Raw genomic sequence first — 25886 nt, 5'->3', positions numbered from 1 at the left:
ACCCTCCCATTCAGGAAGCAGCTTCAACGGCACTCGCGTGCACGAGACGGCAACCGCAGACAAACGGCATCGGAATGTCTGATAAATGCGCATCCCGGCATAGCGGCCATGACGGAAAATTACCACGTCTTGATGTCACAAAATTTACATTCAGTAACATCGACTCTGGTCCTTTTTCCCATGAACGCCACTGCGCCGCAATAATATCTCAAAATAGGGAAAAATGCAGGCCCGGCAAGCCGTATTCATTGTCTTTCATGCAATGATCTGCTCCACGTCGCCGCGGTATTTGTAGGAATAATACTGACATGCCAGGTAAGTATTGCGTGCGAATATGCCGCGCGAAACAAGGGAAAACGCGTAGGCATCGAATGATGAAAACGGTGCCTTGGGCGCGGTAAACAGCAGCGTCGGTTTACCCCGTCGAACCCGCTTCGAATGGCTTTCAACTGCAGGGAATTGCGCGCAGCCCGGGCTCGGGGCGCGGAAAAACAGAAACCGGAGCGCGAGGCTCCGGTTTCTGTTTGTAGCGAGGGCGACACAATGCGGCCGGACGGCCGCAGCGGTGCGGGTTCGAAGGACTTAGCCCACGAACGCCTTTTCGATGACGTAGTGGCCCGGCTTGTTGTTGCTGCCTTCCTGGAAGCCCATGCTGTCGAGCAGTTCGCGCGTGTCGCGCAGCATGTGCGGGCTGCCGCAAAGCATTACGCGATCGTTGTCGAGCGAGAAATGCGGCAGGTCGACGTCGTCGAACAGCTTCTTCGTTTCGATCAGTTCGGTGATCCGGCCGCGGTTGTGAAACGCTTCGCGCGTGACGGTCGGGTAATACACCAGCTTCTCCTGGATCAGCTCACCCAGATGCTCGTGCGCCGGCAGGTGGTCCGTGATGTATTCCTTGTACGCGAGTTCGTCGACGAAACGGCAGGTGTGCGTCAGCACGACCTTCTCGTAGCGGTCGTACACGTCCGGATCCTTGATGATCGACATGAACGGCGCGAGGCCCGTGCCGGTGGACAGCAGCCACAGCGTCTTGCCCGGCAGCAGGTTATCGGCCATCAGCGTGCCCGTCGGCTTCTTGCCGATCAGCACCTGGTCGCCCACCTTCAGATGCTGCAGGCGCGACGTCAGCGGGCCATCCTGCACCTTGATGCTCAGGAATTCGAGGTTCTCTTCGTAGTTCGCGCTCGCCATGCTGTACGCACGGATCAGCGGCTTGCCGTCGACTTCGAGGCCCACCATCGTGAACTGGCCGTTTTCGAAGCGGAACGACGCATCGCGCGTGCAGGTGAAGCTGAAAAGCGTATCGGTCCAGTGATGGACGCTCAGGACGGTTTGTGGATTCAGGTTGCTCATGGCTTCTGGAATAGTGCGAAAACAGGACTGCCAGACGAACACGCCGGCCGGCACGGCAAGGGCGATGCAGCGCGAACCCGCTTGGGGGAACGATGCGCAATCCGCTATTTTACCGCGCCTGCACCTGGAGGGTGGCGACACGGCATCTGCGCGGAATCAGGCGAAGTCGAACACACGCCGAACGCATGACCGGCACCCGGTACACCGGCTGCGGCAGGCTGCAACGACAATGCGACGAAGGTGAAGCCAGGGTAGCGCGGAAGATGGCCAAACCACGCGTACGTGTCCGCCATCCGGAGCCCACGCGGATGAGCACGCATGCAGGCAACGACCCGGCCGATGATACCGAATCCGGCGATGCGTCGCAGCATAAACCCTGCTGCCGGCAGGCCAACAGCGCCGTAAAAGCGCCCTTTTCCGCCTTTTTAGTCCCGATTTGCGGCTTCTTCCCAACACAACGGACGGCAGCCGGAACATCAGGGCGGGCGCAATGACGTCGGGAATCAGCTTTCCGCAGCCAGCTTCGCGCCGAGACCAACCAGCGCCGCGCCGCAGAAGCCGTCGATCGGGCGGCGCAGCCGGCGGTAGCCGCGCTGCGTGCGCTCCGTGGCGAACATCAGCGCGACGCTGCCGTACCAGCCCGCCGAAAGCGTTGCGATCATCGCCAGCACCACGCCGTAGAACCACAGCGGCGCATGTTGCGGGAACATCGTCGCGAAGACGCTGGTCCAGAACGCGCACGATTTCGGGTTCGTGAGGCAGGTGACGAGCCCGGTGCGCCACGCGCGAACGTGTGCGGCGGCATCGGCGGCGGGCGGCGCCGTGTCGACGACCACGGGCGCCTCGTCGCGCCGTGTAGCCGCGCGCAGCAGCTTGAAGCCGAACCAGATCAGATACAGCGCGCCTGCGATCCGGATACCGTTGTACAGCCAGTCGATCTTTTGCAGGACAGTGGCAAGGCCAAGCATCGCGAGCGCGGCCCAGATTGTCGAAGCCGTGCCGACGCCGAGCGCCGAAGCCGCGCCCAGCCGGCGACGGCCCGCCAGCGAAAGCTGCGTGATCATGAAGAAGTTCGGGCCGGGGCTGATCGCCGCAATCAGGTAGACGACGGCAATCTGCAGCAGGATCGGAAGATAGTGGACGTGCATGTCGGTTCGCAGAAAGAGCCCGGACGCGGGGCGTTCCGGCGCGCGGGAAGCGTCAACGCGCGGCAAGGGGAAGCGCGATTTTACTGCGATTCGCTCCGTGACCGGCGTGGTGTCTGCACCGTCAACTGGCCGCCGCGCTGCCTTTTGTGCCGCGCTGCTTCAGTACGCGCGCCTGCAGCACGATCACGAGCAGCAGAAATACACCCCGAATCACCGACTGCCAGTACGCCGACAGGCTGATGAACCCGAGGCCGTTCTCGAAGTTCAGCAGGTTGAACACGAGCCCCAGCAGCAGCACGCCGGCAATCGTCATCGCGATCGAGCCTTCGCCGCCCGTGAGCAGCGTGCCGCCCAGTACGACCGCCGAGATCGCGAACAGCTCCCAGCCAACGCCTTCGTTCGGCTGCCCGGCGCCAAACTGCGCGGCGAGGATCGCGCCGGCGAGGCCCGCCAGCAGTCCGCTCGCGGCATAGGCGGCGATCAGCGTGCGATCGACGTTCAGGCCCATCAGGCGCGCTGCTTCCTCGCTGCCGCCGATCGCGAGCGAGTGTCGTCCGAAACGTGTGCTGCGCAGCGCAAGCCAGCCGATCACGGCGGCCGCGAGCGCCACGAGCCCCGGAATCGGCAGCCCGAACAGGTCGCCCTGACCGAAGTCCGCGAAATTCGACCCGGCCGAGATCGACACCGCGTCGTTGCGGCCGAGCAGCAGCGCAAGACCGTGCGCGCCGAGGCTGGTAGCGAGCGTGGTGATGAACGGCAGGATCTTGAGACGCGTGATGATGACGCCGTTCAGCACGCCGACGGCGAGGCCGGCGAACGCGCCGGCCAGCACCGCGACCCAGCCGCCGTACGGGCTCGCCAGCGCCGCGACGACACTTGAGAGCGCCGCGACGGTGCCCACCGACAGATCGATGCCGCCCGTAATGATCACGAACGCCATGCCGACGGAGATCAGCGCGAACATCGAGTTGTAGCGCCAGAACGACGTGATGTTGTACGCCGACGCAAAGTGCTCATAACGCACGACGCCGAGCACGAGCAGCAACCCGAGCGCCAGCAGAATCGGAAGGTTCTTTTTCATCGCTATGGAATCCCGTGAGGCGGTCAGCGCGCGCGGCGCTGCACATACACTGCGGCAATGATGATGCCGGCCTTCACCACGAGCGCAGCGGCATCGGGGATGCCGTGCGCGAGCAGCGTGTAGCGCAGCAACTGGATGATGAGCGCGCCGATCAGCGTGCCGCCGATGTAGGCCTTGCCGCCCGTCAGCGCCGTGCCGCCGACCGCAACAGCCGCAATCGCGTCGAGTTCGCTGCCAAGCCCGACGACATTCGCATCCGACGACGAATTCACCGAAATCGAGATCAGCCCGGCCAGACCGGCAAGCGCCGCGCAGATCGTGTACGCGATCAGCTTCACGCGCGCCGTCGGCACGCCGCACAGGTATGCCGCTTTCTCATTGCCGCCGGTGACAAGCAGATACTGGCCGAACAGCGTCTTGCGTACGATCCACACGAAAAGACCCACCAGCGCGAACATCAGCAACACCTGAAACGGCACGCCGCCCACCTTGCCGAGCGCGATCCACTGGAACGCCGGGTTGTTGAACGCCTGCAGGCTGCCGTCGGTGACGACCTGCGCAACGCCGCGTCCGGCGATGAACAGCACCAGCGTCGCGACAATCGGCTGCACCGACAATCGCGTGACGAGCAGGCCGTTGAAGACGCCGCACACGGCCGCCGCGAGCACTGGCAGCGTGAACGCGAGCACGATGCCGGGCGGCCCGTCGATGTTCATGAAGAGCATCGGCGCGAGCGCGCCGGAAATCGCCATCGAAGCGCCCACAGAAAGATCGATGCCGCCCGTCGCCACCACCAGCGTCATGCCGATGCCGACGATCACGATCGTGACGACCTGCGTCAGGTTCACGTTGAACGTCTGCAGCGACCAGAAGTGCGGCGTGAAGATCAGGTTGAACACGACCATGGCGAGCAGCACGACGATTTCGCGCTGGATCGGAATGCGGCGGCGCGCCCTGGTCTTCGTGTCCGAACTGGGGGCCGACGCCGAAGTCACGGGTGCGGCAGGCAGCGGCGCCGCAGGCTCGTTACGCAACGACTCATGCGCCATGGCGTGGGCCCTCCACTGCGTCTTCCACGTGCGCCGCGCTGACGGCCTCCACCAGTTGCGACGGGCCGTCGCTGCCGTACGCAATTGCGTCCATGATCGATGCCTCACTCATTTCGCCGCCGTTCAGTTCGGCGACCGTGCGACCGTCGCGGATCACGACGGCGCGGTCCGCCACGGCGGTCAGTTCTTCCAGTTCCGATGCCGACATCAAGACCGCGAGCCCGGAGTCGCGCAGCTCGCGCACGATCTTCGCGACGTCCGCTTTCGCGCCGACGTCGATGCCGCGTGTCGGTTCGTCGAGCAGCAGCACGCGGGGCTGCGTCGCGAGCCAGCGCGCGAGCAGCACTTTCTGCTGGTTGCCGCCCGACAGTTCGCGGATCGGCTGGTCCGGCGAGCGCAGCTTGATGCCCAGCGATGCAATGAAGCGGTCCACGATCTCCTGCTGCTTTTTCACATCGACGATGCCGTGTTTCGACAGCGTGCGCAGGCAAACGAGCGTGAGGTTGTCCCGCACCGACAGCTCGGGGACGATGCCTTCGAGCTTGCGGTCTTCGGTGAGATACGCGAGGCCGCGCGCGATGGCGTCCTGTGGCGACCTGAGCGCCACCGTCTTGCCGTCGATGTCGAGCGATCCCTGCGCCGACGGATCGGCGCCGAACAGCAGACGCATCGTTTCCGTGCGTCCCGAGCCGAGCAGACCGGCGAGGCCGACGGCTTCGCCCGCGTGGACGTCGAGCGACACGTCGTTCACCTTTGGATGCGCGGCGAGATGCTTCGCCGAGAGCGTTTGTGCGCCGCGCCGGGCGAGATTCGCCTCGCGCGCAGCGGCATCGTCGTGCACGACGGCGGCGAGCGTGCGGCCGAGCATTGTCGTCACGAGCTGCAGCTTGTCCATGTCGGCCATCGCGCTTTGCGCGACCGTCTGGCCGTCGCGCATCACGGTGACGCGGTCGCACAGCGCGTACAGTTCGTCCAGCCGGTGCGACACGAAGATCACCGCGCGGCCGTCGTCGCGCAGTTTGCGCACGACGTCAAAGAGCAGTTCTACTTCGCGCTCGTCGAGCGACGAAGTCGATTCGTCCATGATCACCATCTTGGCGTCGGACGACACGGCGCGAGCCAGCGCGACCATCTGCTGGATCGCAGTCGAATAGCTGCTGACGGGCTTCTTCACGTCGATCTGCAGGCCAAACGATTCGAGCAGCGCGGCGGCGCGCTGCTGCACCGCGCGCCAGTCGATGAGACCAAAGCGGCGCGGCTCGCGGCCGAGGAAGATATTTTCCGCGACCGAGCGGAACGGCACGAGGTTGATTTCCTGATAGATCGTGCTGATGCCCGCTTCACGCGCTTCCTTCGGCGTGCGGAAATCGATCTCGCGTCCTTCGAAGCGCACGGTGCCCCCCGAGCGACGATACGCGCCGGTGAGGATCTTGATCATCGTCGACTTGCCGGCGCCGTTCTGGCCGATGAGGGCATGCACCTCGCCGGCGGCCACGCTCAACTGCGCGCTGCGCAACGCGGGTACGCCGCCGAAGCTGATCTGGATGTCCTGCATCTCCAGCAGGGGCGGCTGCCCAGGCTGTGGCCCGGTGGCCTGAAATCCGGTACCGGTATGCGTCACGTGTGTCTCCTGATGCGTGCTTCCGTTCCGCGCGGCGCGTGGCCGGTAACGGGTGTGCGCAGATGCTTGAATGCGTGGATGATCGTCAGCGCACGGGTGCCGGCAGGGCGGCGCGCGGCGATCCCTATTCCATCGACCGGCAATGATCGGGATGCGGCGGGCGGCGACCGGACTGGCGTGCAGCCCCAGTATTGCGCGAGTCGCGGGCCGGCGCAAAAGAGCGTTGCGGTGTGCGCCGCACAGGCCGGTTCGACGCGCCAACCGGCGTCTGCCAGATGCCGTGTGCCGGCACGCTGACAAAGCGAAGCGACGTTCCGCCATGACGCGGACACGTCGCCTCGAACCTTCCCGTTGACCGGACGCCGCGGCGCCCGGTTACAGGTCCTGCCCGGAACGGACACCTCCGGTTCACCTTCCTTCGTTTCCTGATCCGGCCAGCCAGACGAATACGCCTAGTAGCCGTACTGCATGCTTTCCTTGACGTTGCCCTTGTCGTAGAAGCGGTCGGACACCTTCACCCACGTCGGGATCTTTTCGCCCTTGGCGTAACGTTGCGCGACGTCACAGGCGAGCGGGCCGAAGAACGGGCTCGACTGCACGCTTGCGCCGAGTTCTCCGGCTGCGATGGCGTCCATGCCGCCCTTCGTGCCGTCGATCGTCACGATCTGGATGTCCTTGCCCGGCTGCTTGCCGGCGGCCTTGATGGCGGCAATCGCGCCCAGCGCCATTTCGTCGTTGTGGGCGTAGACGGCGGTCACGTCCGGATGCGCCTGCAGCAGCGTTTCCATGACCTGGCGACCCTTGTCACGCGCGAAGTCGCCGCTCTGCGAAGCGATGATCGTCATGCCCGGATTCTTCGCGATGATTTCGTCGAAGCCTTTCTTGCGGTCGTTCGCAGCGGATGCGCCCGTCGAGCCTTCGAGTTCGATGATCTTCGCCTTGCCGCCCGTCGCCTTGACGAGCCAGTCAGCGGCGCGGTGGCCCTGATCGATGAAGTCCGAACCGATGAACGTGATGTAGTCGCGGCCAGCCTTCGCAACCGACTGGTCGACGTCACGGTCAACCAGGATCACCGGAATGCCGGCCTTCTTCGCCTGCAGCACGACCGGTGCGAGCGGCTTTTCTTCGCGCGGCGGGAAGACCAGCAGGTCGACGTGCTGCGCGATCATGCTTTGAATGTCCGAAACCTGTTTCGCGGGCGAGCTGTTGGCATCCGTCAGGACGAGCTGCCAGCCGCATTTCGCGGCCACTTCCTTGAAGCTTTTCGTTTCCGCGAGACGCCATGGGTTGTTGCTTTCGGTCTGCGCGAAGCCGACCTTCAGCGGAGTTTTGCTGGGCAGTTTGGGCAGGGCGTCGTCGGCGTGCGCCGCCTGGATGCCGAAGCCGATTGCCAGTGCCAGAACCGATCCGACGAGCGGACGAACCCGCTGCGGACGCTTTTGCTTGAGCGACGCCATGTCTTCCTCCAGTGCTTTGGTTTAATTGCTTTTGCTTTTGTGCCGCACCGGTCCTGGCGACGCGCTTTTCACTGCGCGTCGCCAGGACCGGGTGTGTCGATTATTCCATCGCGAATTATTATTAGTCAATCACTAATAATATTAACTGCTGGCGAATTTTCTTCAGTAATTACCCTAACCGAGGCGCGTTCGACGAGCGGTCCGTCGAGCTTCACCATGCGATGGCGGACGGGCGCGCCGGCGGCGCGGTTGTGCTCGTCCTGCAGCAGCGTTTCGACTGCCCAGCGACCGAGCTCATAGTTCGGCAACACGACGGTTGAAAGCGGCGGATGCGTATGGCGTGCGATTTCCTGGTCGTCGTAGCCGAGCACGGAAACGTCCTCCGGCACACGCAGCCCGAGCTGCTTCAAGGCCTCGATGGCGCCGAGCGCCATCAGGTCGTTCGCGCAGAAAATCGCGGTGGGTGGACTGGATTCCCGCATCAGCGAAAGCGTGTGTTCGAAGCCGGTGCCCGAGCTCCAGTCGCCGTCGCGAACCATCTCCTGCGCGAATGGCAGATCGGCCGTGGCGAGTGCGGTGCGATAGCCCTTGAGGCGGTCTTTCGCGGCGTCCTGCCAGTGTTCACCATTGATGTAGCCGATGCGCCGGTGTCCCGCGCGCAGCAGATATTCGGTCGCGACGTGACCGCCCGCGACCTCCGCCGGCACCACCGAAGAGAAGCCGCCTTCGCTCGTGTAGCAGTTGAGCAGAACCGTCGGAACCTGCGACAGCGCGGCCGGCGGGCTGACCTTGCGCGTGTACACCGTGGCATAGATGACGCCGAATACGTTCGAGCTCGAGAGTGCGGCTTCGAGCACCTGCTGTTCGATGTCGGCGTTGCCGTGCGTCGAGTAGACCGCGAGCATTTTGCCGTGGGCATACGCCGCATCGCGCGCCCCGTCGATGTTCACGACCGGATGCGGGCTCGTCGAGATTTCGTCGGCGATGTAGACGATCAGGCTGCGTTCGTCCTTCGACGGCTGGACGGCATCGCGCGTCGACAGACGGTAGCCGAGATCGGCCGCGGCCTTCAGCACCTTGCTGCGCGTGGCTTCGGAAAATTTGGCGCCGGTGGCGTTGTTGAGAACGAGTGAGACAGTGGACTGCGACACGCCAGTGAGCTTGGCGATGTCGGTCATCGTCGGACGTCGTTGAGTCGATTTTTTCATTGAGCAGGCCGCGGGCGACAGCGGCAGAAAGCAGGTGACGCCGAAGGCGTCGGCGGTCTGACGGTACCACTAATAATATGCATCGGGCAACGCGCGCTAACCCGTGAGGGCCGGGTCCGTGAAGGGATTCCGGCCGGCGTGTCGGTGCGCGAGATTATTACTAATAATATTGACGAAAGGCGCCGACCCGTGCGATTCTCGGTCGCGCGAGCCTGTGGGGCGCGCCGGCCGCGCCTGTCGCGAGGCACGTAACAGTAGACAACGAGAGGCGTCTGCCGTCTTTCGGGACCAACCATGCGCGATGCTTCCCTGAATTCCTCTTCCGCCGTCGCATCCGGCGACGCGGCGCTCGACGACCCGTCGCTCGTCGCGCTTCGCAGCGGCAATACGGAACTGCGCGTGGCGCCGCAGATCGGCGGCTCGATCGCGGCGTACTTCGAAGCGACCGAGGCGGGCCCGGTTCACTGGTTGCGCCCGGCGACCCGCGCCGCGCTCGACGCGCGCAACCCGCTGCAGATGGCGAGCTTTCCGCTCTTTCCGTATTGCAACCGTATTCGCGACGCGCGCTTCGATTTCGACGGTCAGTCGATCGATCTCTCGGGCGACGGCAACGCGTTCGCGCATGCGCTGCACGGCAACGCGTGGCGGCGTGCATGGCGCGTCGGCGCGCGAAGCGCGACTTCCGTGGAACTGCATCTGGAACACACGCCCGACGCCGCGATTGCGGGCGACTGGCCATTCGCGTATCAGGCGCAGCAGACGATCGAACTGGTCGGCGACGTGCTGCGTGTCACGCTCACCGCGCGCAACCTGGCCGATCGTCCGATGCCGTTCGGCATGGGACACCATCCGTATTACCCGCGCACCGCGGATACGGTCGTGACGGCAGCCGTCGATGCCATGTGGCACGCCGACCTGGATGTGCTGCCCACGCATCTCGGTGCGCATCCCGCTGTCGAGGCGCTGCGCCACGGCATGCCTGCGGACGCCTTCGACCTCGACAACAATTTCACGGGCTGGAAACGCGAGGCGGTGATCGCGTGGACGGACGAGCGCCGGAAAGTGACGCTGAGCGCCGACGCGACGTTCGGACAGATGGTGGTGTTCGCACCCGCGAGCGAGGCGCTGCTGTGTGTCGAGCCGGTGTCGAACACGACCGACTGCTTCAATTCGCCCGCTGACGCGCGGGAGAACGTCGGCGGCGCTGTGCTGGCACCCGGCGAAACGATCACCGGCGTGCTGCACTGGACACCCGCGAGATACTGACGCGAGTGCCGCTAGCGGACTATGGGGCTTAACCTACCTGCAGCCGCGCCATATAAGGCAAATGATCCGAGAGCCACGCGGTTTCCTGCGCTGGCTGGATCCATTCGATCGGCTTCATGTCGCGCACGAACATCTTGTCGAGCGCGAGTGCGGGCGAAAACGCCGGGAACGTGCGCGCCGGCTCACCAAGCAACGTCGCTACTTCGTGCAGCCCGTGTTCCGCGAAAAGCGGCACGGAATCGTTGCGCCAGTCGTTGAAATCGCCGGCGAGCACGAGCGGGCCGGTCGGCGCTTCCTTCGCGATCCAGTGCGCGATCCAGTTCATCTGACGTAGCCGGGCGGCGCGTGTGAGCGCGAGGTGCGCGCACAGCAGCGTCACCGAATGACCGGCAAACGTTGCGCGCGCAACCAGCAGGCCGCGCCGCTCGAAGCGGTGAGCGGAAATGTCCCAGCGTCCGCCGAGATCAAGCGGATGCGGCGACAGAATGGCATTGCCGTGCCGCCACGAAGGCTTGAACACATTGGTGCCGAGCGCGATCTGCAGTTGCAGCGAACTCGCGATTTCGGTTGCCTGGCAATGCCAGATATCGTCGACGGGTTCGCCCAGCGGGGCGCCGAAATTCGACGAGAGCACCGGCGACGGCATCCGTCGCGCCATGGCTTCCTGCAGAAAATAGGCGTCCGCGTGGGTCGACTGGACCCAGCGTTGCATCGCCTGCCAGGCCTGAAGGCCAAGCGGCGAGCGACCTTTGTGCAGGTTCCAGCTCACCGCGATGAAGTCCTTGGGATGGGCGCTGTCGCGTATCAGTTCTTCGGGGTTTCGCATGCCGCGTTATCCACTTCTTCTTTCGTCAATGTCAGGGGGTGTTCGCGAGGCTGGCCTTGATACGGTAGACCAGTGTCGGGTTCCTGTCGACGATGGTCCAGGTGACCCACTGGCCGTTCGGCACCGCGAGGCCCGGGTGGCTCGCCGCAACCTGACGCGGCTGCGGCGGCAGCTTGCAGCCGGTGTCGGTCTGGCGCGCAGTGGGGTCTTCGATGGTTTCCTGCGACTCGATCGCGAGCGTCACGTCGGTCGCCGAAGCCTGCAGCGGCGAAACCGTCACCGTGCGGGAAAGATCGATGCTGCCGCCGGGCGCATCCTTGCAGCCGACGTTATGCGTCACCACGCGGTGATGCGTATCCGTGCGCGCCTGGCCGACGGTGGTCGTGCCGTCGAACGCGTCGACCTGCTGGCCGTCGCTCACGACCTGCAACTGCCACTGCACCGACTGCTGCGCGGGACGCTGCTGCGCCTGCGCCTGGGTCATGAACGACGCAGTGCCGAACATCACGGCAACGACGCTGGTTTTCCACATGAAGAATCTCCGGGAAGGCTGCTTCCGGCGGGATGGGCAGGCGCCCATCTTACGCCCGATCAGGCGATCAATTTCTGACACAGGATACGGGGCCGGGTTCAGCAACGGACTATTTCAGATGGTGACGTAACGGCCGCACTTCAACTGTTCGGGCCCCGATCCACCGTTCCCGCACGCGGTGTTCCTGGTTTCGCGCATGGCTTTGGGCGCGGCTTCCGGCGCACCTGTGAGGTCTCTCACGTTGTTAGCAGCAAACACACCCGGCTGCTCGCTTGCCAGCGAATATGGCCTCGCTACACTGAAAATCAGGCGACGTTATGCCGGTGTCGCCGCAGCGGTAAAGCCAGGCACATACGCACAAATACGGGGTGAGCGATGACAACAGCCATGGTCAAACAGGAAATCGCGGTGGCGTCGTTCAGCCAGGTCTACGACCTCGACCGGGTCGAGACGGCGCTGAACGATCTCAGCGAAGGCGCGAACGACGCGCTGCGCGCCACCTACGAAATGATGCTGAAGGTCGGCAACCTGCGCTTTTGCGTGAAGCCGAACCGGATGCCGTCGATCGACGACCTGATCGGCGCGCTGCCCAACTTCGCGGAACCGCTCGACGACGTGCGCCGGCAGGTCGCGCTGTGTCTCGAAACCGAAGACCGTCTGGAGTTGATGCCCATACTGCTGCTCGGTGAGCCGGGCATCGGCAAGACACATTTTGCGAAGCAGCTGTCGAGACTGCTCGGCACGTCGTATCACTACGTCGCGATGAGTTCGCTGACGGCCGGCTGGATCCTGTCGGGCGCGTCGTCGCAATGGAAGAACGCGAAGCCGGGCAAGGTGTTCGAGGCGCTCGTGCGCGGCACATTCGCGAACCCGGTGATCGCCGTCGACGAAATCGACAAGGCCACGGGCGACTCGCAATACGACCCGCTCGGCGCGCTCTATGCGCTGCTGGAGCACGACACCGCGCAGACTTTCATCGACGAATTCGCCGAAGTGCCGATCAACGCCGCCCACGTGATCTGGATCGCGACGGCCAACGACGCGCGCAGCATTCCCGAGCCGATCCTGAACCGCATGAACGTGTACGAGATTCCGCCGCCCGACCGCGATGGCGCGCGCCGGATCGCGCAGGCGATCTATCACGAGATCCGCTCCGCGCACGGCTGGGGCCAGCGGTTCCCCGCCGAACTCGGCGAGGCCACGCTCGACGCGCTTGCGCACGCTTCGCCGCGCGAGATGCGTCGGGCGATCCTCAACGGTTTCGGCGCGGCGCGCCTCGACAGCCGCGATGAGATCGGCGTCGTGCATATCCGGCTTGACTCAGGCGCCCGTCGCAAACCGATCGGATTTCGTCAAACCTGACGTTTTCCCGCGGGTTTACGTTCTTTTTGTGCAAAAAACCGCCTTCGGGCGGTTTTTTTCTTGCAGGTACCCGGATTCGTGCGCTTTTCGGCGCTTCGGAGAGCGGATTATCCTTCTGGCAGAAACAGTCAATTCATTTAATCGGTATGGTTTTTTGATAGTCGACCTCTAGAATCTTCTGACCGAAGTGCCTGTGCATTTCCGCATCGACGAAACCACTTCAACGACTTCAGGAATCCACCATGAGAACCAGTTCTTTTGCATTGCTGTTTTCTGCCGCGGTCGCCGCGCCCGTGCGTACGTCCATTGTTGAGACGGCGCCGTCGGGCGGCCCTGTCGCATCGTCCGCGCCGGGCAATGCGTCCGGTACGACTGAAGCACAGCGCGCCACCACGATCAGCGAGCCCACATCGCGCGTCTGATCGGGTTTCTGCCCCGTCCCCGGCGCACCTATGAGGCGCGCCCGGTCAAATTGAATGCCCGCCGTCCACAAGATCGCGGGCATTCTGCATTCTGAAGCCGACGTACAATTTTGGTCAGTACAGGAGATACGTTCGACAACGCGCGGTGCGACGCGCAAACCGGCCGCATCCTGTTTCTCGGAATTCATCGGTCGATCAGGTAGCGCGGGCAAAAGTCGCGTCAAGGGACATGGACCAAATCGAATGTGTAGTGATCGGCGCAGGCGTGATTGGCCTCGCCGTGGCGCGCGCGCTGGCCGCGCGCGGACGCGAAGTGATCGTGCTCGAAGCGGCTGAAGCCATCGGTGTCGGCACAAGCTCGCGCAACAGCGAAGTGATTCATGCGGGCCTCTATTACCCGCGCGGCTCGCTCAAGGCGTCGCTCTGCGTGCGTGGCCGTGAAATGCTCTACGACTATTGTGAGACGCATGGCGTGCCGCATCAACGCTGCGGCAAGCTGCTTGTCGCGACGGCGCGCAACCAGGTGCCGCAGCTCGACAGCATTCTCGCGCGCGGCAAGGAAAACGGCGTGTTCGATCTCGTGCGCATCAGTGGCGACGAGGCGCGCGCGCTCGAACCCGCGCTCGAATGTGTGGAAGCGGTGTTCTCGCCGCAGACAGGCATCGTCGACAGCCATCAACTGATGCTCGCGCTGCAGGGCGACGCCGAACGCAGCGGCGCGGTGTTCGCGTTTCACGCACCGGTCGACGCCATCGAGGCGAACAACGGACGTTTCGTCATCAAGGTCGGCGGCGCCGCACCGACGACGATCAGCGCCGCATGCGTCATCAACAGCGCGGGGCTGCAGGCAAACCGGCTCGCATGCAGTATCCGCGGCCTCGATGCGCGGCACGTGCCGCCGCTCTATCTGGCGCGCGGCAACTACTTCAGCATTTCCGGGCGCGCACCGTTCAGCCGGCTGATTTACCCGATGCCGAACGATGCCGGACTCGGCGTTCATCTGACGATCGATCTGGGCGGCCAGGCGCGTTTCGGTCCGGACGTCGAATGGGTCGATACGATCAACTACGATGTCGATCCGCGTCGCGCGGAGTCGTTTTACGCTGCAATTCGGGCGTACTGGCCGCAATTGCCGGATGGCGCGCTGCAGCCGGCCTATGCGGGCATTCGTCCGAAGCTCTCCGGACCCGGCGAGCCGGCCGCCGATTTCATGATCCAGGGGCCCGCGGCCCATGGTGTGCGCGGGCTCGTCAACCTGTTTGGCATCGAGTCGCCCGGACTGACGGCATCGCTTGCGATCGCACAGCGCGCCTGCGAGCTGGCCGGGCGCGCCTGAAAAGTCCGAAAGGCACTGATATGCCGCAGACGCACGCATAGCCTTCAGACGGCGCCACACCGCGCTGGCGTGGCGTGCGTGCGTGGTTAAAGTGTCCGCTGCGAATTCGCTTATTCACAAGATTTGGATAAATGGACACGCTTCATTGTTATTCTTGGAGAACCGCTGTCGTTAGAACGGCGTTTAGTTCAATAACATGGAGTGAGTCCCCCATGAAGTCATCTCGTCGTACGTTTCTGATTACGAGCCTCGGCGTTGCGTCGTCGCTCGCCCTCTCCCGCCAGGCGTTCGCCGACGCTCCGAAAGTCAGCGAAAGCGATCCGACCGCGCAGGCGCTTGGCTACAAGGCAGACGCCAGCAAGGTCGACAAGGCGAAATTCACCAAATACGCAGCCGGCCAGGATTGCGGCAACTGCAGCTTTTATCAGGGCAAGGCGAGCGACCCGTATGCCGGTTGCCCCATGTTCGCCGGCAAGCAGGTGGCCGCAACTGGCTGGTGCAGCGCGTATAACAAGAAGGCCTGAGCGTCTCGCAGGCCGCGCTGCTGCTGCATCTTGCTGAAAAACAGAGCCGGGTCGCACCCGCGAAGCGGTTTCGCAGGATCGGCAGGCGCCGGTCGCGCAACGCGACCGGCGCTTTTTTCCAGTTGAAAACACCAGGGACGATCTTTACACTCGCAGGGCATTTGCGATGGACGCGCTCGCCGGCGGCAAGACCCGCCAGCAGCAACGCACGACGGAACACCTTACGCAGCCTGGAGATCCGGATGGCACACGCGTCAAAAGAAGCGTCGAGACAAACGCCGAAGGGTGCGAGGAAACGCGCGTCGAAAAGCGCGTCGAAAAAAGCAGCGAAACAGGCGTTGAAAAGCCTCAACACGCGCGCGGTAATCGCGGCCGTCATCGGCAATGCGCTCGAATGGTACGACTTCGTCGTATTTGGCTTTCTCACAGTCGTTCTCGCCGAACTGTTCTTTCCTGCTGACAGCGAATATTCGTCGCTGCTTCGCACGACCGCGACCTTTGGCGTCGCGTTTGTCATGCGGCCGGTCGGCGGCATCGTCCTGGGTCTGTACGCGGATCGCGCGGGTCGCAAGGCGGCACTCTCACTCGTTATCGCGCTGATGACGCTCGGCATTTTCCTGCTGGCGATTGCGCCACCCTATTCGGCGATCGGCATCGGCGCGCCGATCATGATCGTCGTGGGCCGGCTTTTGCAGGGCTTCTCGGCAGGTGGCGAATTCGGTAGCTCGACGGCGCTTCTCATCGAAGCCGCGCCGTTTTCGAAGCGCGGCTTTTACGGCAGCTTCCAGATGGCGAGCCAGGCCGCCGCGCTCCTGCTCGGCGCAATCGTGGCCGCGGCGGTGACGCGCGGCCTTTCGCCTGAAGCACTCAAATCGTGGGGCTGGCGCGTGCCGTTCATCGTCGGACTCGTGATCGGGCCGATCGGGTTTTATATCCGTCGCAATCTCGCCGATTCCGAAGCGTTTTTGCACGCAAAACAGACCGCGCGCCGCGCGACGCTAGGCGAAGTCTTCAAAAGCCACAGCCGCGAAATCCTGTGCGGACTCGGCTCGGTGATCGCGTTGACGGTGACGATCTATGTGCTCATCAGCTATCTGCCGACGTTTGCCGTCGTGCAGCTGAAACTGCCGTACGCTGACTCGTTCCGCGCGCTGATTGTGGGCAATCTGCTGCTGACCGTGCTGTGTCCGGTTGCTGGCGCGCTTTCCGATCGCATCGGACGCAAGGGGTTGTCGTTGTGGTCGCTGATCATCACGCTCGTGATCATCTATCCGCTATTCGCGTGGCTCGAAGCGGAGCCGGGCATCGCGAAGCTGATTCTCGTGCAGGCGATTCTTTCGGTCGTGCTGTCGGGCTACTTCGGTCCGTTCGGCGCGATGATCGCGGAGCTGTTCCCGGCGAACGTGCGCTCGACCGGTTTATCGCTCGCGTACAACATCGCGGTGATGGTGTTCGGCGGCTTCGGACAGTTCTTCGTGATCTGGCTTGTCAAGACGACCGGCACACCGCTCGCGCCGACGTACTACGTGATGGGCGGTCTTGCGATCTCAATCATCGCGGTGGCATGTATTCCCGCCATGCGCCACGCCGACCTCGACGCGCGGCGCATCGCCGGCCTGAAAACCCGACCGCCGCGCGGCGCGCGAACGCAGCGTCATTAACCCACGCCCGTCAATCGCGCGCCTGCATCAGCGGCGGACGACGATCGAACCACGGACGCGCCGCCTCGAGCTGCGCAGCAAGACGAAAGAGCGTTGCTTCGCCGCCGTCGCGCGTTGCGAACTGCACGCCGACAGGTAGCCCGCGCGCATTCCAGTAGAGCGGCACCGACATCGCGGGTTGCCCGGTCAGATTGAACAGCTCGGTGCAGCCGGCCCACGCAAACGCCTTGTTCGACGCTTCGGCCAGCATCTTCTTCATCAGCGCTTCGACGGGCATCGTGGTGAGCGCGTGCATCTGCATCCGTTCGATCTGAGTCGGCAGCATTTCGCCGATCTTGATCGGTGCCGCAGCGAGCGTCGCGCACAGGATCACGTCGTAGCGCGTCAACAGATCGGCCATTTTCGCGGTGATGCGCTGCTGTTCTTCCAGCGCTGCGGGCAACGCGCGCTCGCCGAGCTTGCGCCCGATATGCGCCATTGCCCACGAAGCAATTTCGAAGTCGCCGCGTTGCGGTTTGCGTCCCGTCGTGCGCTCTGCATTGAGCACGACTTCTTCCGCGATCACGGACCAGATCGTCAAAAACGCATGACGGACAGCGTCGAAATCGATCCCGAGCGAAACCGGTTCGACATGGTGACCGAGCGACGCGGCGAGCTGCGCGGCGTCTTCGAGCGCGGCGCGCGCGTCGGCCGACAATGACGGCGCGAGCATCGGGTCGGTGACGTAGGCAATGTGAAGCGGTTTGCACGGCTCGCGCGTGGCGCCGAGAAAGGTGCCCGGCGCACCCTGCGGCAATGTGGCGTTGCCTGCGGTGAGATCGAGCAGCAACGCGCTGTCGCGCACGCTGCGCGACACGACGTGATCGACGCCGAGTTCACCCGGCATCTGCACGGGCGCGGGCGGCTGTCTTCCGCGTGAGGGCTTGAGGCCGAAGAGCCCGCAACACGACGCAGGAATGCGGATCGAGCCGCCGCCGTCGGACGCATGTGCGATCGGCACGATGCCCGCGGCGACCGCGGCCGCCGCGCCGCCGCTCGAACCGCCGGGCGTGTGATCGAGGCTCCACGGGTTGCGGCACGGGCCGAACAGTTCGGGCTCGGTGTAGGGCATCTGGCCGATCTCGGATGTGCTCGTCTTGCCGAAGATGTTGAGGCCCGCGGCACGGCTCAGCGTGACGATCGGCGCGTCTTCGGCGGGCACGAAATAGCGGTAGTGGCGGCTGCCGAGCGACATCCGCAGTCCGGCGACAGGCGCGAGATCCTTGATCAGATAGGGCACGCCGGCGAGCGCGCCGCGCGCCTCACCGTTGGCATGGGCCGAACCGTCGGCGCCGTTCATCGCATCGGCCGGGACAGACGCGGACGCACGCTGGCGCGCGGCGTCGTAATCCTTCAGCACGAGCGCGTTGATCGCGGGATTGACTGCTTCGGCGCGGGAGATCGCGGTGTCCACCAGTTCGCGCGCGGTGACTTCGCGCTTGCGCACCAGTTCGGCGAGACCGATGGCGTCGTGAGACAGGTAGTCGGATTGCACGGCCGGCGCCCCCGCGAGTGAGAGGTAAGGTGTATGGCGTCGAAATGACGTCTATATGAATAGTGGCACGCGGGCGTGCCGTCAGCGGTATGACGAATCATGCCGCCGACGGTTCCCGCGAGATACAGGTCACGCGTACGTCACTAACGCAATGAAAACGGCTTACAGATGCTCGCCGAGGAACGTCAGCGTGCGGCCGTGTGCGAGCGCTGCAGCGCGTGGATTGTATGAATCGCGGTCTGTGCAGTTAAAGCCGTGGTCGGCGTTCGGATACAGATGGAATTCGACGTCGTTACGGCCGGCGAAGCGCTCTTTCACCTGGCCTACCGCATCGATCGGAATACCGTGATCGAGTTCGGCGTAATGAAACTGCATCGGCACCTTGATCTTCGATGCTTCTTCGAGGCGGTTCTGGATGCCGCCGCCGTAATAGGCGACGCCGGCATCGATGGTGCCCTGCGCGGCCGCGAGATACGCGAGCCGGCCGCCGAAACAGTAGCCGATTGCTGCGATTTTGCCTTTCACTTCAGGCAGCGCGCGCAACGCCGCGGCGCTCGCCCCGATGTCAGCGACGGCGAGGTTCACGTCGGTCTTTTGCAGGATCTCGATGCCCTTGTCGCGGTCCGCGCCGGTATACGTCAGCTCGACACGCGGCTGCGTGCGCCAGAAGATGTCCGGCGCAAGCGCGACGTAGCCGTCCTGCGCATACTGATCAGCGACAGCCCGGATGTGGCTGTTCACGCCAAAAATCTCCTGAATGATGATGACGGCAGGCCCCGATCCGCGCTTCGGCAGCGCCAGATAGCCCTGAAAGCTGTCATTGCCGGCAGCGATGTCGATCCATTGGGAAGTCACGCTCACGTCGATCTCCTTGAAGGGGTTGAAGCCATGGCGGCAAAAGCGGGCGGTCAGTGTGCCACCAAACGCAGCCGGTTGCAGCGGCACCTGGCGCGCTGCGTCCTGCCTTCTGCCGGGCGCGCGCGAAAGTGGCAACAGCGCGGCGTGATCCGCGTCGCAACAGCGAAATTCGTCGCAATTGCACAGTGATCGAGCCAGTGCGCGCGCATTCGAAACATTAACGGTAATGGCGCCGCCAACCTTTAGCGAATTCTTTATAGAGCAAACCCTCATATCGCCAGAACCCGCACGGGCTGTACGTTTTCGGGGACTCCGCGAAGTTGCCGTTTTAGACCCGTGGGATAAACGCTATTAGTAGTGATCCCACTTTCTCAAAAAATTCCCGCAAATTAATTTGATGGCCTACACTTGCGCGCAAGTACGGGTAGCCGCCTGTCAAAAACAGACCGGCTGACGTACTGGCCAAGTGCATGAACGATGCAACCGGCGTGATCGTCCACGGGATGAAGACACGTGCAGGAAGCGGGGAACACAGGGCGATTACGTTGTTTTTGGGACCGAAACTGGAGACTTACATGAACATCAAGATTCAAAAGCTGTTGCCGATCAGCGCTGCGGCGATGCTGTTCGCAACGTTGGCAACATCGGCTGCAGCCGACACGGTCGTCAAGATCGGTCACGTTGCACCGCTGACGGGCGGTATCGCCCACCTGGGTAAGGACAACGAAAACGGCGCGCGCCTCGCAGTTGAAGAAATCAACGCGAAGGGCCTGACGATCGGCGGCCAGAAGGTCACCCTCGAACTCGACCCGCAAGACGACGCAGCTGACCCGCGTACGGCTACGCAGGTTGCGCAGAAGCTGGTCGACGACAAGGTCGTGGCAGTGGTGGGCCACCTGAACTCGGGTACGTCGATTCCGGCATCGAAGATCTACAGCGATGCAGGCATCGTGCAGATCTCCCCGTCGGCAACGAACCCGGCGTACACGCAACAAGGTTTCAAGACGACGTACCGCGTTGTTGCGACCGATGCACAACAAGGTCCGGCGCTGGCTAACTACGCAGCCAAGGGTCTGAAAGTGAAGAGCGTCGCGATCGTCGACGACTCGACCGCTTACGGCCAGGGTCTCGCAAACGAATTCGAGAAGACCGCCAAGTCGCTCGGCCTGAACGTGATGTCGCATGACGCGACGAACGACAAGGCTGTCGACTTCCGCGCGATTCTGACGAAGATCAAGGGCGAAAACCCGGACGCGATCATGTACGGCGGTATGGATGCAACCGGCGGCCCGTTCGCCAAGCAAGCCAAGCAGCTTGGCCTGCGCGCGAAGGTGCTGGCAGGTGACGGCGTGTGTACCGACAAGCTGTCGGACCTCGCCGGCGACGCGACGGACAACATCGTCTGCTCGGAAGCCGGTATGGCGCTCGAGAAGATGGCTGAAGGCCCGGCGTTCCTCGCCAAGTATCAAAAGCGTTTCGGCCAGCCGATCCAGATCTACGCTCCGTTCACGTATGACGCTGTGTACATCATCGTTGACGCGATGAAGCGTGCAGGCTCGACGGATCCGGCGAAGATCCTGGCAGCAATGCCGAACACCGACTACAAGGGTGTGATCGGTGAAACCACGTTCGACTCCAAGGGCGACCTGAAGCACGGCGTGATCTCGCTGTACAACTACAAGTCGGGCAAGAAGACGCTGCTCGACGTAGTCAAGATGTAATACCGGCGTTCGATGTGGACCTGGCTTGCCTGGTCTCACGCGAAGTCATTGAAGGCACGCGAAGCGCAAGTTTCGCGTGCCTTTTGTTTTGCGCGGACCGGTGAAGGGCTGCGTAGCTAAAAGGAACGACCGGGAAGACCTCTCGCGGCTCCATCAAAGCGCGCGGTAGCGATCACTGCATCAATGCATCCAGTCGATGACCTGCGACTGGCGCCGCTGGATTGCCGCGCACCGGTTACCGGCCTGGCCACCGGCATTCAGACTTTCAGCCAGCGCAGCACCTTGGGGCCGGTGATCGCGACGAGCGCCGCGCACAGCGCAACCACCGAAAGCCCGAGCGGCAGATTCGTCACCTGCGCCACACCGCCGATAACGACCGGGCCAAGCAGCAAGCCGAAGTATGCGAGTCCCGCCACATGCGCGAGCCCTTCTGCCGCGTGGACACCTTCCACGCGCGCGGCCGCCGCGAACAGCACCGGCATCATGTTCGCGAGCCCGAGGCCCATCAGCGTGAAGCCGGTCAGCGCGGCCACCGGATACGGCAGCAGCAGTGCGCCGATCATGCCGGCGCACGCGAGCGACGCGCTCGCCATGATCAGCTGCGGCGCGCCGAAACGGGCACGCACGGCGTCGCCCGCGAAGCGTGCCGCGGCCATACCGCCCGAAAACGCCGCGTATGCCGCGCTCGAGACAGCGGGCGTCGACAGTACGACGTCGCGCATGTAGACCGTCGCCCAGTCATACATTGCGCCTTCGGCGACGAGCGCAATGAGCGCGATGCCGCCGAGTGCCCACAATGCCGGTGAGCGCCAGCGGTTCACGCGCGGCGTGCCGGCATCCACGCGTTCGTGATGCGGCACGTGCGGCAGCACGGCGGGACACGCCACCACCAGCACCAGCGCGCACAGGCCGCCCGCGAGCAGCAGATGCACGGCAGGCGCCATGCCCCACGAGAGCACCGCGCCACCCGCCACCGCGCCCGCCATCCCGCCCACGCTGAACACGCCGTGCAGCGACGACATAATGGGTCGCGCGAGCGCTTCCTCGACTGCGCTGGCTTCGGCGTTCATGGCCACGTCGAGCGTCGCCATCGCCGCGCCGAACACGGCCAGTACGGCCAGCAACATCCAGTACATCGGCACGACCAGAATCAGCATGCCCGCAAACGACATCACGAGTCCACCGGTCAGACACGCCCGCCGCGTGCCGACGCGCGCAATCCATTTCGCGTTGGTCGCCATCGCGACAATCGATCCGACCGCGACGGCCAGCAGCGCAAACGACAGCATCGCCGGATTCAGGTGAAAACGGTCGCGCACGGTGGGCACGTGGACACCCCACGAGCCGTACATCATGCCGGCGACGACGAAGAGCGCCATCGTTGCATAGCGTGCGCGTTCGCGCGCGGCGTCCGGCAGATTGCTGTGAGCGGCGGGCGGCGTGGCGAATGTGGAAGGGCGGTCTGACACGGAATTTCCGTTCTAAAGGAGAAAGCGCGCTGAAAGCGAAATGACGATTCTATCGAAGCGGGCGGACCCACGTGTGAATCCGCTGAACTACTATCTACTTCTACGTCGAACCGCCCGCACACGTTGTGATCCGGATTCGGTCCACCGGCGGTTTTCACGCTCCTTCCCGAGGTCGTCCGCTTGAACATTCCCTCACACGCGCCGCTGCATCTGCTTCATCAGGTCGCCGTCGGTACGCTTGCCACGCACGCGCGCCAGCCTCAAGGGTATCCCTATCCGACCGTGCTGCCGTTTGCACCCGATGCGCATCACCGGCCGATGATCCTCGTCAGCCGTCTCGCGGAGCACACGCGGAACCTGGAGCACGACCCGCGAGCCGGGTTCCTCGTCGTCCACGCACCCGAAGACGATGTGCTGAACAGCCCGCGCGTCACGCTGCTCGGCGCGTTCGAGGCGGTCGATCCTGCGCCGGAACGCGTGCGGCGCTACCTGCGCTATCACCCGGACGCCGGCAAGTATCTGGCGCTGGGCGATTTCGCGTTCTGGCAGATGTCGCTGGAGCGCATACGCTATATCGGCGGCTTTGGCGCAATGGGCTGGCTCGACGCGACCGATCTCGATCCGCTCGATCCGCTCTCATCCAGCGAGGAAGCCGCACTGACCGAATTCTTCGATCGTCATCCACGACGTGGCGGCGAACTCGACCTGGCCGGTATCGACCGTTACGGCGCCGACCTGAAAATCGGCGGGCATCGCACCCGCTTTATGTTCGATGCGCCGAAAACGGATTCCGGAAGCTTGCATGACGCGCTGGCGGATTGCATCGAACGACACGCTGATTAAATCGTTTGTTTCGGGAAAACACCTAAACAAGCGATTTGAAGGTTAGTACTCGCATCGCTAATTATCTGGATGCTGAGGAAAGTTCTCATGAAATGAAATGTTCGGGTTAAATATCCGGATTTATTTTCATGATTTGAGAAGTAACGCATTATTCATGAGACGACTCGCAAACTTCGTCAGTGAAATATGAAAAGCGGGCAAATGCCACATTTGTGAACGCGAAGGCGGTGCGTGAAGCAATTTGAAATGGCTGATAATAATTTTCTTCTACGGCTTTTCTCCAGTTTCTATTTTGTGTTAATCTCGCCAGCAAAATTCCGAGGCATCAACATCAACATACAGCGAGCAGGCAAAAGACCGGCCGCCGATTAACCGAACCACAAGGGAATCTATGTCTTCATACAAGGAACTACTCGCTCAGCGAGAGAAGCTGGAAAAGCAGATCGAAGAAGCGAAGTCGCGTGAATATGCGGAAGTGCTGAACGAAATCAAGCAGAAGATGGCGGACTACGGCATTACGCTGGCCGAACTCGGCGGCGGTCGTGGAAAGGCTGCAAAGGTTGGCCGCCCGCGTGCTGGCGTGGCGCCGAAATATCGTGATCCGGATAGCGGCAGCACGTGGTCTGGCCGTGGCAAGCCGCCGCGCTGGATTGCAGGCAAGGACCGCGAAAAGTTTCTGATCGCACGATAAGCATTTCGAGTTTCGACCCGTTGCCATGCAGGGTCCGAAACGCTAAACGTTTGCCGCTTCTGGAAAACCGCGCTACCGCAGGGAGCGCGGTTTTTTATTGCTCGCGTTTTGACGCGTGGGCGCATGCCAGGCGTTTCTTCTCGATCGGAATACGAATGCTTCGTGTTTTTATAACCAGCTGATTTGAAAGGGAAATTTTCATAATTAACTTCCGTGTCATGCGATGCCCGGTAAAATGAACGTGTTCAACATTCTTTTTTCCTTTCATATGTCGCTTGCTGTCGGCGATCCCTCTGTGGAAAAGCATCAGGTTGCACGCCGGAGCACGTTCGTCAGTATCGTGCTCAATGCCGTGCTGATGTCGCTCCAGATTGCGATTGGTGTGATTGCCCATTCGCAGGCGCTCGTCGCGGACGGCGTGCATTCGCTTGCCGATCTCATTTCGGACTTTGTCGTCCTGCTGGCGAACCGGCATAGCGGCGCGAAACCCGACGCCGATCACAACTACGGTCACAGCCGTTACGAAACCGTGGCGTCGCTCTTTCTTGGCGGACTGCTGATCGCCGTAGGCGTCGGCATGTTGTGGCGCGCCGGAACGCGTCTCGCCCATCTCGACGATATTCCTGCCGTTCACATGAGCGCGTTTGTCGTGGCGGCAGTGGTGCTCGTCTCGAAGGAAAGCCTCTTTCGCTACATGCTGCGTGAAGCGCATCGCGTGCGTTCGGCGATGCTGGTCGCCAATGCGTGGCACGCGCGTTCTGACGCGGCGTCGTCGCTTGTCGTCGCGCTCGGCATTCTCGGGAGCCTCGCGGGCGTGCGTCTACTCGATCCGATCGCGGCGGCGATCGTCGGTTTCATGGTGGCGCGCATGGGCTGGGTGTTCGGCTGGGAGGCGCTCCAGGATCTGTCCGACCGCGCGCTCGACGAAGCATCCGCCGACGACGTCCGCGCGCACCTGATGGCGACGCCTGGCGTGCGCGACGTGCACGAACTGCGTACACGCAAGATGGGCGACTTCGCGCTTGTCGACGCGCACATTCTGGTGGACCCGGGCATTTCGGTTTCGGAAGGGCACTACATCGCGGAATCGGCGCGCATCAGGGTGCTGAAGGACCACCGTGTGCTCGATGCGCTGATTCATGTCGACCCGGAAAACGATGCGCTCGCAAGGCCGCCTGTGAATCTTCCGCCGCGTGCGCAGATTGTGTCCGAGATCGAAGCGGCATTCGCGGCGCATCAGATGAAGCCGCTGGCAATCAATCTCCACTATCTCAGCACGGGGCTCGACGTCGAAGTGACGTTGCCACCCGCTACGGACGCAGGGCACGACGCGGAAGCTTTTGCGCTCGTTGAATCGCTCGATCTGACGGACCTGAAGCAGAAGCTGGGTGCGCGCAGCCTGCGCGTCGCGCGGGCGCTGACTTCTGTCGAAGCCTCAGCGCCGACGCGTGTTTAAAGCGGCAACTGCGTATCGAACTTGATTTCGCGCAACACGACGCTCGTACGCACCTGCGCGACGGCGGGAATCTTGAAGATGCGGTCGTGCAGAAATGCGTCGTAAGCCTTGATATCGGGCGCGACGATTTTAAGGATGTAGTCGGATTCGCCGGTCGTGCTGTAGCACTCGGTCACTTCGGGGCAGGTCGCGATTTCTCGCTCGAACTGTTCGACGCCGCCCTCGGTATGACGGGTGAGATGGATATGCGCGAGTGCGCAGACGTGGAGGCCGAGTTTTTCGCGATCGAGGAGCGCCGTGTAACGCTGGATCACACCGGACTGTTCCATGTCCTTGATCCGCCGCCAGCAGGGTGTGCTCGAGAGCCCGACCTGGTCGGAGATTTCCTGCACGGAACGGCGTGCGTCAAGCTGCAAGAGGCGCAGGATTTTTTGCGAGAACGTATCGAGTGTCAACTGCGCCTCCGTT

General features: G+C 63.1%; 23 protein-coding genes. 9 read left to right on the top strand and 14 right to left on the bottom strand.

Annotated features, from left to right (window positions below; all coding sequences use genetic code 11):
- Positions 1–582: 582 nt before the first annotated feature.
- The 7 genes from LPA36_RS07470 to LPA36_RS07440 form a co-directional block, all read right to left on the bottom strand.
- Positions 583–1353, bottom strand: a complete 771-nt coding sequence (locus LPA36_RS07470) for a ferredoxin--NADP reductase (protein ID WP_228875486.1) — start codon at positions 1351–1353, stop codon at positions 583–585.
- Positions 1354–1856: 503 nt separating this feature from the next.
- On the bottom strand, positions 1857–2501 hold the full coding sequence (locus LPA36_RS07465) for a LysE family translocator (protein WP_228875485.1): 645 nt from the start codon (positions 2499–2501) through the stop codon (positions 1857–1859).
- A gap of 121 nt (positions 2502–2622) precedes the next feature.
- The gene (locus LPA36_RS07460) at positions 2623–3582 is read right to left on the bottom strand and encodes an ABC transporter permease (protein ID WP_228875484.1); all 960 of its coding nucleotides are present in this window, start codon (positions 3580–3582) and stop codon (positions 2623–2625) included.
- A 23-nt stretch (positions 3583–3605) separates the two neighbouring features.
- The gene (locus LPA36_RS07455) at positions 3606–4631 is read right to left on the bottom strand and encodes an ABC transporter permease (RefSeq protein WP_228875483.1); all 1026 of its coding nucleotides are present in this window, start codon (positions 4629–4631) and stop codon (positions 3606–3608) included.
- Positions 4621–6186 (bottom strand): sugar ABC transporter ATP-binding protein, encoded by a 1566-nt coding sequence (locus LPA36_RS07450; RefSeq protein ID WP_228875646.1) that lies wholly within the window; start codon positions 6184–6186, stop codon positions 4621–4623. The genes LPA36_RS07455 and LPA36_RS07450 overlap by 11 nt, the downstream gene beginning before the upstream one ends.
- A 518-nt stretch (positions 6187–6704) precedes the next feature.
- A complete protein-coding gene (locus LPA36_RS07445; protein ID WP_228875482.1) occupies positions 6705–7709 on the bottom strand; it encodes an ABC transporter substrate-binding protein in 1005 nt (334 codons plus the stop codon).
- Positions 7710–7834: 125 nt separating this feature from the next.
- On the bottom strand, positions 7835–8917 hold the full coding sequence (locus LPA36_RS07440; RefSeq protein ID WP_228875481.1) for a LacI family DNA-binding transcriptional regulator: 1083 nt from the start codon (positions 8915–8917) through the stop codon (positions 7835–7837).
- A gap of 294 nt (positions 8918–9211) precedes the next feature.
- On the opposite strand from LPA36_RS07440, the gene LPA36_RS07435 reads away from it, so the two are divergent.
- The gene (locus tag LPA36_RS07435) at positions 9212–10183 is read left to right on the top strand and encodes an aldose 1-epimerase (RefSeq protein WP_228875480.1); all 972 of its coding nucleotides are present in this window, start codon (positions 9212–9214) and stop codon (positions 10181–10183) included.
- A 28-nt stretch (positions 10184–10211) separates the two neighbouring features.
- On the opposite strand, the gene LPA36_RS07430 is transcribed toward LPA36_RS07435, so the two are convergent.
- Positions 10212–11009 carry an endonuclease/exonuclease/phosphatase family protein gene (locus LPA36_RS07430; protein WP_228875479.1) on the bottom strand — a complete coding sequence of 266 codons (798 nt, stop codon included), beginning with the start codon at positions 11007–11009 and terminating at the stop codon, positions 10212–10214.
- A gap of 31 nt (positions 11010–11040) precedes the next feature.
- Positions 11041–11541 (bottom strand): hypothetical protein, encoded by a 501-nt coding sequence (locus tag LPA36_RS07425; RefSeq protein WP_228875478.1) that lies wholly within the window; start codon positions 11539–11541, stop codon positions 11041–11043.
- 375 nt (positions 11542–11916) lie between these two features.
- Between LPA36_RS07425 and LPA36_RS07420 the strand changes: the two genes are divergently transcribed.
- On the top strand, positions 11917–12903 hold the full coding sequence (locus LPA36_RS07420) for an AAA family ATPase (protein ID WP_228875477.1): 987 nt from the start codon (positions 11917–11919) through the stop codon (positions 12901–12903).
- Between the two features lie 229 nt (positions 12904–13132).
- On the opposite strand, the gene LPA36_RS07415 is transcribed toward LPA36_RS07420, so the two are convergent.
- The gene (locus LPA36_RS07415) at positions 13133–13513 is read right to left on the bottom strand and encodes a hypothetical protein (RefSeq protein WP_228875476.1); all 381 of its coding nucleotides are present in this window, start codon (positions 13511–13513) and stop codon (positions 13133–13135) included.
- Between the two features lie 41 nt (positions 13514–13554).
- Between LPA36_RS07415 and LPA36_RS07410 the strand changes: the two genes are divergently transcribed.
- The 3 genes from LPA36_RS07410 (at position 13555) to LPA36_RS07400 (ending at position 16846) form a co-directional block, all read left to right on the top strand.
- Positions 13555–14661, top strand: coding sequence for an NAD(P)/FAD-dependent oxidoreductase (locus LPA36_RS07410; RefSeq protein WP_228875475.1), 1107 nt, complete (start codon positions 13555–13557; stop codon positions 14659–14661).
- Positions 14662–14873: 212 nt separating this feature from the next.
- Positions 14874–15185 (top strand): high-potential iron-sulfur protein, encoded by a 312-nt coding sequence (locus LPA36_RS07405; protein WP_228875474.1) that lies wholly within the window; start codon positions 14874–14876, stop codon positions 15183–15185.
- 242 nt (positions 15186–15427) lie between these two features.
- Entirely contained in the window at positions 15428–16846 is a 1419-nt protein-coding gene (locus LPA36_RS07400; RefSeq protein WP_228875473.1) for an MFS transporter, read from the top strand.
- Positions 16847–16856: 10 nt separating this feature from the next.
- On the opposite strand, the gene LPA36_RS07395 is transcribed toward LPA36_RS07400, so the two are convergent.
- Both LPA36_RS07395 and LPA36_RS07390 read right to left on the bottom strand, forming a co-directional pair.
- Complete coding sequence (locus LPA36_RS07395; protein ID WP_228875472.1) at positions 16857–18380, bottom strand: amidase; 1524 nt, start codon at positions 18378–18380, stop codon at positions 16857–16859.
- A gap of 162 nt (positions 18381–18542) precedes the next feature.
- Positions 18543–19241, bottom strand: a complete 699-nt coding sequence (locus tag LPA36_RS07390; RefSeq protein ID WP_228875471.1) for a dienelactone hydrolase family protein — start codon at positions 19239–19241, stop codon at positions 18543–18545.
- 572 nt (positions 19242–19813) lie between these two features.
- On the opposite strand from LPA36_RS07390, the gene LPA36_RS07385 reads away from it, so the two are divergent.
- Positions 19814–20959 (top strand): branched-chain amino acid ABC transporter substrate-binding protein, encoded by a 1146-nt coding sequence (locus LPA36_RS07385; RefSeq protein WP_228875470.1) that lies wholly within the window; start codon positions 19814–19816, stop codon positions 20957–20959.
- A gap of 257 nt (positions 20960–21216) precedes the next feature.
- Here the strand turns inward: LPA36_RS07385 and LPA36_RS07380 are convergent, their stop codons facing one another.
- A complete protein-coding gene (locus LPA36_RS07380) occupies positions 21217–22428 on the bottom strand; it encodes an MFS transporter (protein ID WP_228875469.1) in 1212 nt (403 codons plus the stop codon).
- A gap of 180 nt (positions 22429–22608) precedes the next feature.
- On the opposite strand from LPA36_RS07380, the gene LPA36_RS07375 reads away from it, so the two are divergent.
- The 3 genes from LPA36_RS07375 to LPA36_RS07365 all read left to right on the top strand — a co-directional run bounded on the left by LPA36_RS07375 (position 22609) and on the right by LPA36_RS07365 (position 25418).
- Positions 22609–23271 (top strand): HugZ family pyridoxamine 5'-phosphate oxidase, encoded by a 663-nt coding sequence (locus LPA36_RS07375; protein ID WP_228875468.1) that lies wholly within the window; start codon positions 22609–22611, stop codon positions 23269–23271.
- Between the two features lie 391 nt (positions 23272–23662).
- On the top strand, positions 23663–23962 hold the full coding sequence (locus tag LPA36_RS07370) for an H-NS histone family protein (RefSeq protein WP_090527228.1): 300 nt from the start codon (positions 23663–23665) through the stop codon (positions 23960–23962).
- 268 nt (positions 23963–24230) lie between these two features.
- Positions 24231–25418, top strand: coding sequence for a cation diffusion facilitator family transporter (locus LPA36_RS07365; RefSeq protein WP_228875645.1), 1188 nt, complete (start codon positions 24231–24233; stop codon positions 25416–25418).
- Here the strand turns inward: LPA36_RS07365 and LPA36_RS07360 are convergent.
- Positions 25415–25873, bottom strand: coding sequence for an Lrp/AsnC family transcriptional regulator (locus tag LPA36_RS07360; RefSeq protein WP_008352298.1), 459 nt, complete (start codon positions 25871–25873; stop codon positions 25415–25417). The genes LPA36_RS07365 and LPA36_RS07360 overlap by 4 nt on opposite strands.
- Positions 25874–25886: the final 13 nt, after the last annotated feature.

Source organism: Paraburkholderia saeva, from assembly GCF_907164555.1.
GTDB classification, from domain to species: domain Bacteria; phylum Pseudomonadota; class Gammaproteobacteria; order Burkholderiales; family Burkholderiaceae; genus Paraburkholderia; species Paraburkholderia saeva.
The sequence above is the reverse complement of the archived record's forward strand: the minus strand, read 5'-3'. Positions and strand labels throughout refer to the sequence as shown.

Coding starts and splice junctions, on each gene's coding strand:
- LPA36_RS07385 (WP_228875470.1), top strand. CDS start 19,814: ATGAACATCAAGATTCAAAAGCTGTTGCCGATCAGCGCTGCGGCGATG.
- LPA36_RS07440 (WP_228875481.1), bottom strand. CDS start 8,917: ATGAAAAAATCGACTCAACGACGTCCGACGATGACCGACATCGCCAAG.
- LPA36_RS07400 (WP_228875473.1), top strand. CDS start 15,428: ATGGCACACGCGTCAAAAGAAGCGTCGAGACAAACGCCGAAGGGTGCG.
- LPA36_RS07425 (WP_228875478.1), bottom strand. CDS start 11,541: ATGTGGAAAACCAGCGTCGTTGCCGTGATGTTCGGCACTGCGTCGTTC.
- LPA36_RS07465 (WP_228875485.1), bottom strand. CDS start 2,501: ATGCACGTCCACTATCTTCCGATCCTGCTGCAGATTGCCGTCGTCTAC.
- LPA36_RS07405 (WP_228875474.1), top strand. CDS start 14,874: ATGAAGTCATCTCGTCGTACGTTTCTGATTACGAGCCTCGGCGTTGCG.
- LPA36_RS07365 (WP_228875645.1), top strand. CDS start 24,231: ATGTCGCTTGCTGTCGGCGATCCCTCTGTGGAAAAGCATCAGGTTGCA.
- LPA36_RS07450 (WP_228875646.1), bottom strand. CDS start 6,186: ATGCAGGACATCCAGATCAGCTTCGGCGGCGTACCCGCGTTGCGCAGC.
- LPA36_RS07435 (WP_228875480.1), top strand. CDS start 9,212: ATGCGCGATGCTTCCCTGAATTCCTCTTCCGCCGTCGCATCCGGCGAC.
- LPA36_RS07470 (WP_228875486.1), bottom strand. CDS start 1,353: ATGAGCAACCTGAATCCACAAACCGTCCTGAGCGTCCATCACTGGACC.
- LPA36_RS07445 (WP_228875482.1), bottom strand. CDS start 7,709: ATGGCGTCGCTCAAGCAAAAGCGTCCGCAGCGGGTTCGTCCGCTCGTC.
- LPA36_RS07370 (WP_090527228.1), top strand. CDS start 23,663: ATGTCTTCATACAAGGAACTACTCGCTCAGCGAGAGAAGCTGGAAAAG.
- LPA36_RS07455 (WP_228875483.1), bottom strand. CDS start 4,631: ATGGCGCATGAGTCGTTGCGTAACGAGCCTGCGGCGCCGCTGCCTGCC.
- LPA36_RS07415 (WP_228875476.1), bottom strand. CDS start 13,513: ATGAATTCCGAGAAACAGGATGCGGCCGGTTTGCGCGTCGCACCGCGC.
- LPA36_RS07460 (WP_228875484.1), bottom strand. CDS start 3,582: ATGAAAAAGAACCTTCCGATTCTGCTGGCGCTCGGGTTGCTGCTCGTG.
- LPA36_RS07420 (WP_228875477.1), top strand. CDS start 11,917: ATGACAACAGCCATGGTCAAACAGGAAATCGCGGTGGCGTCGTTCAGC.
- LPA36_RS07410 (WP_228875475.1), top strand. CDS start 13,555: ATGGACCAAATCGAATGTGTAGTGATCGGCGCAGGCGTGATTGGCCTC.
- LPA36_RS07430 (WP_228875479.1), bottom strand. CDS start 11,009: ATGCGAAACCCCGAAGAACTGATACGCGACAGCGCCCATCCCAAGGAC.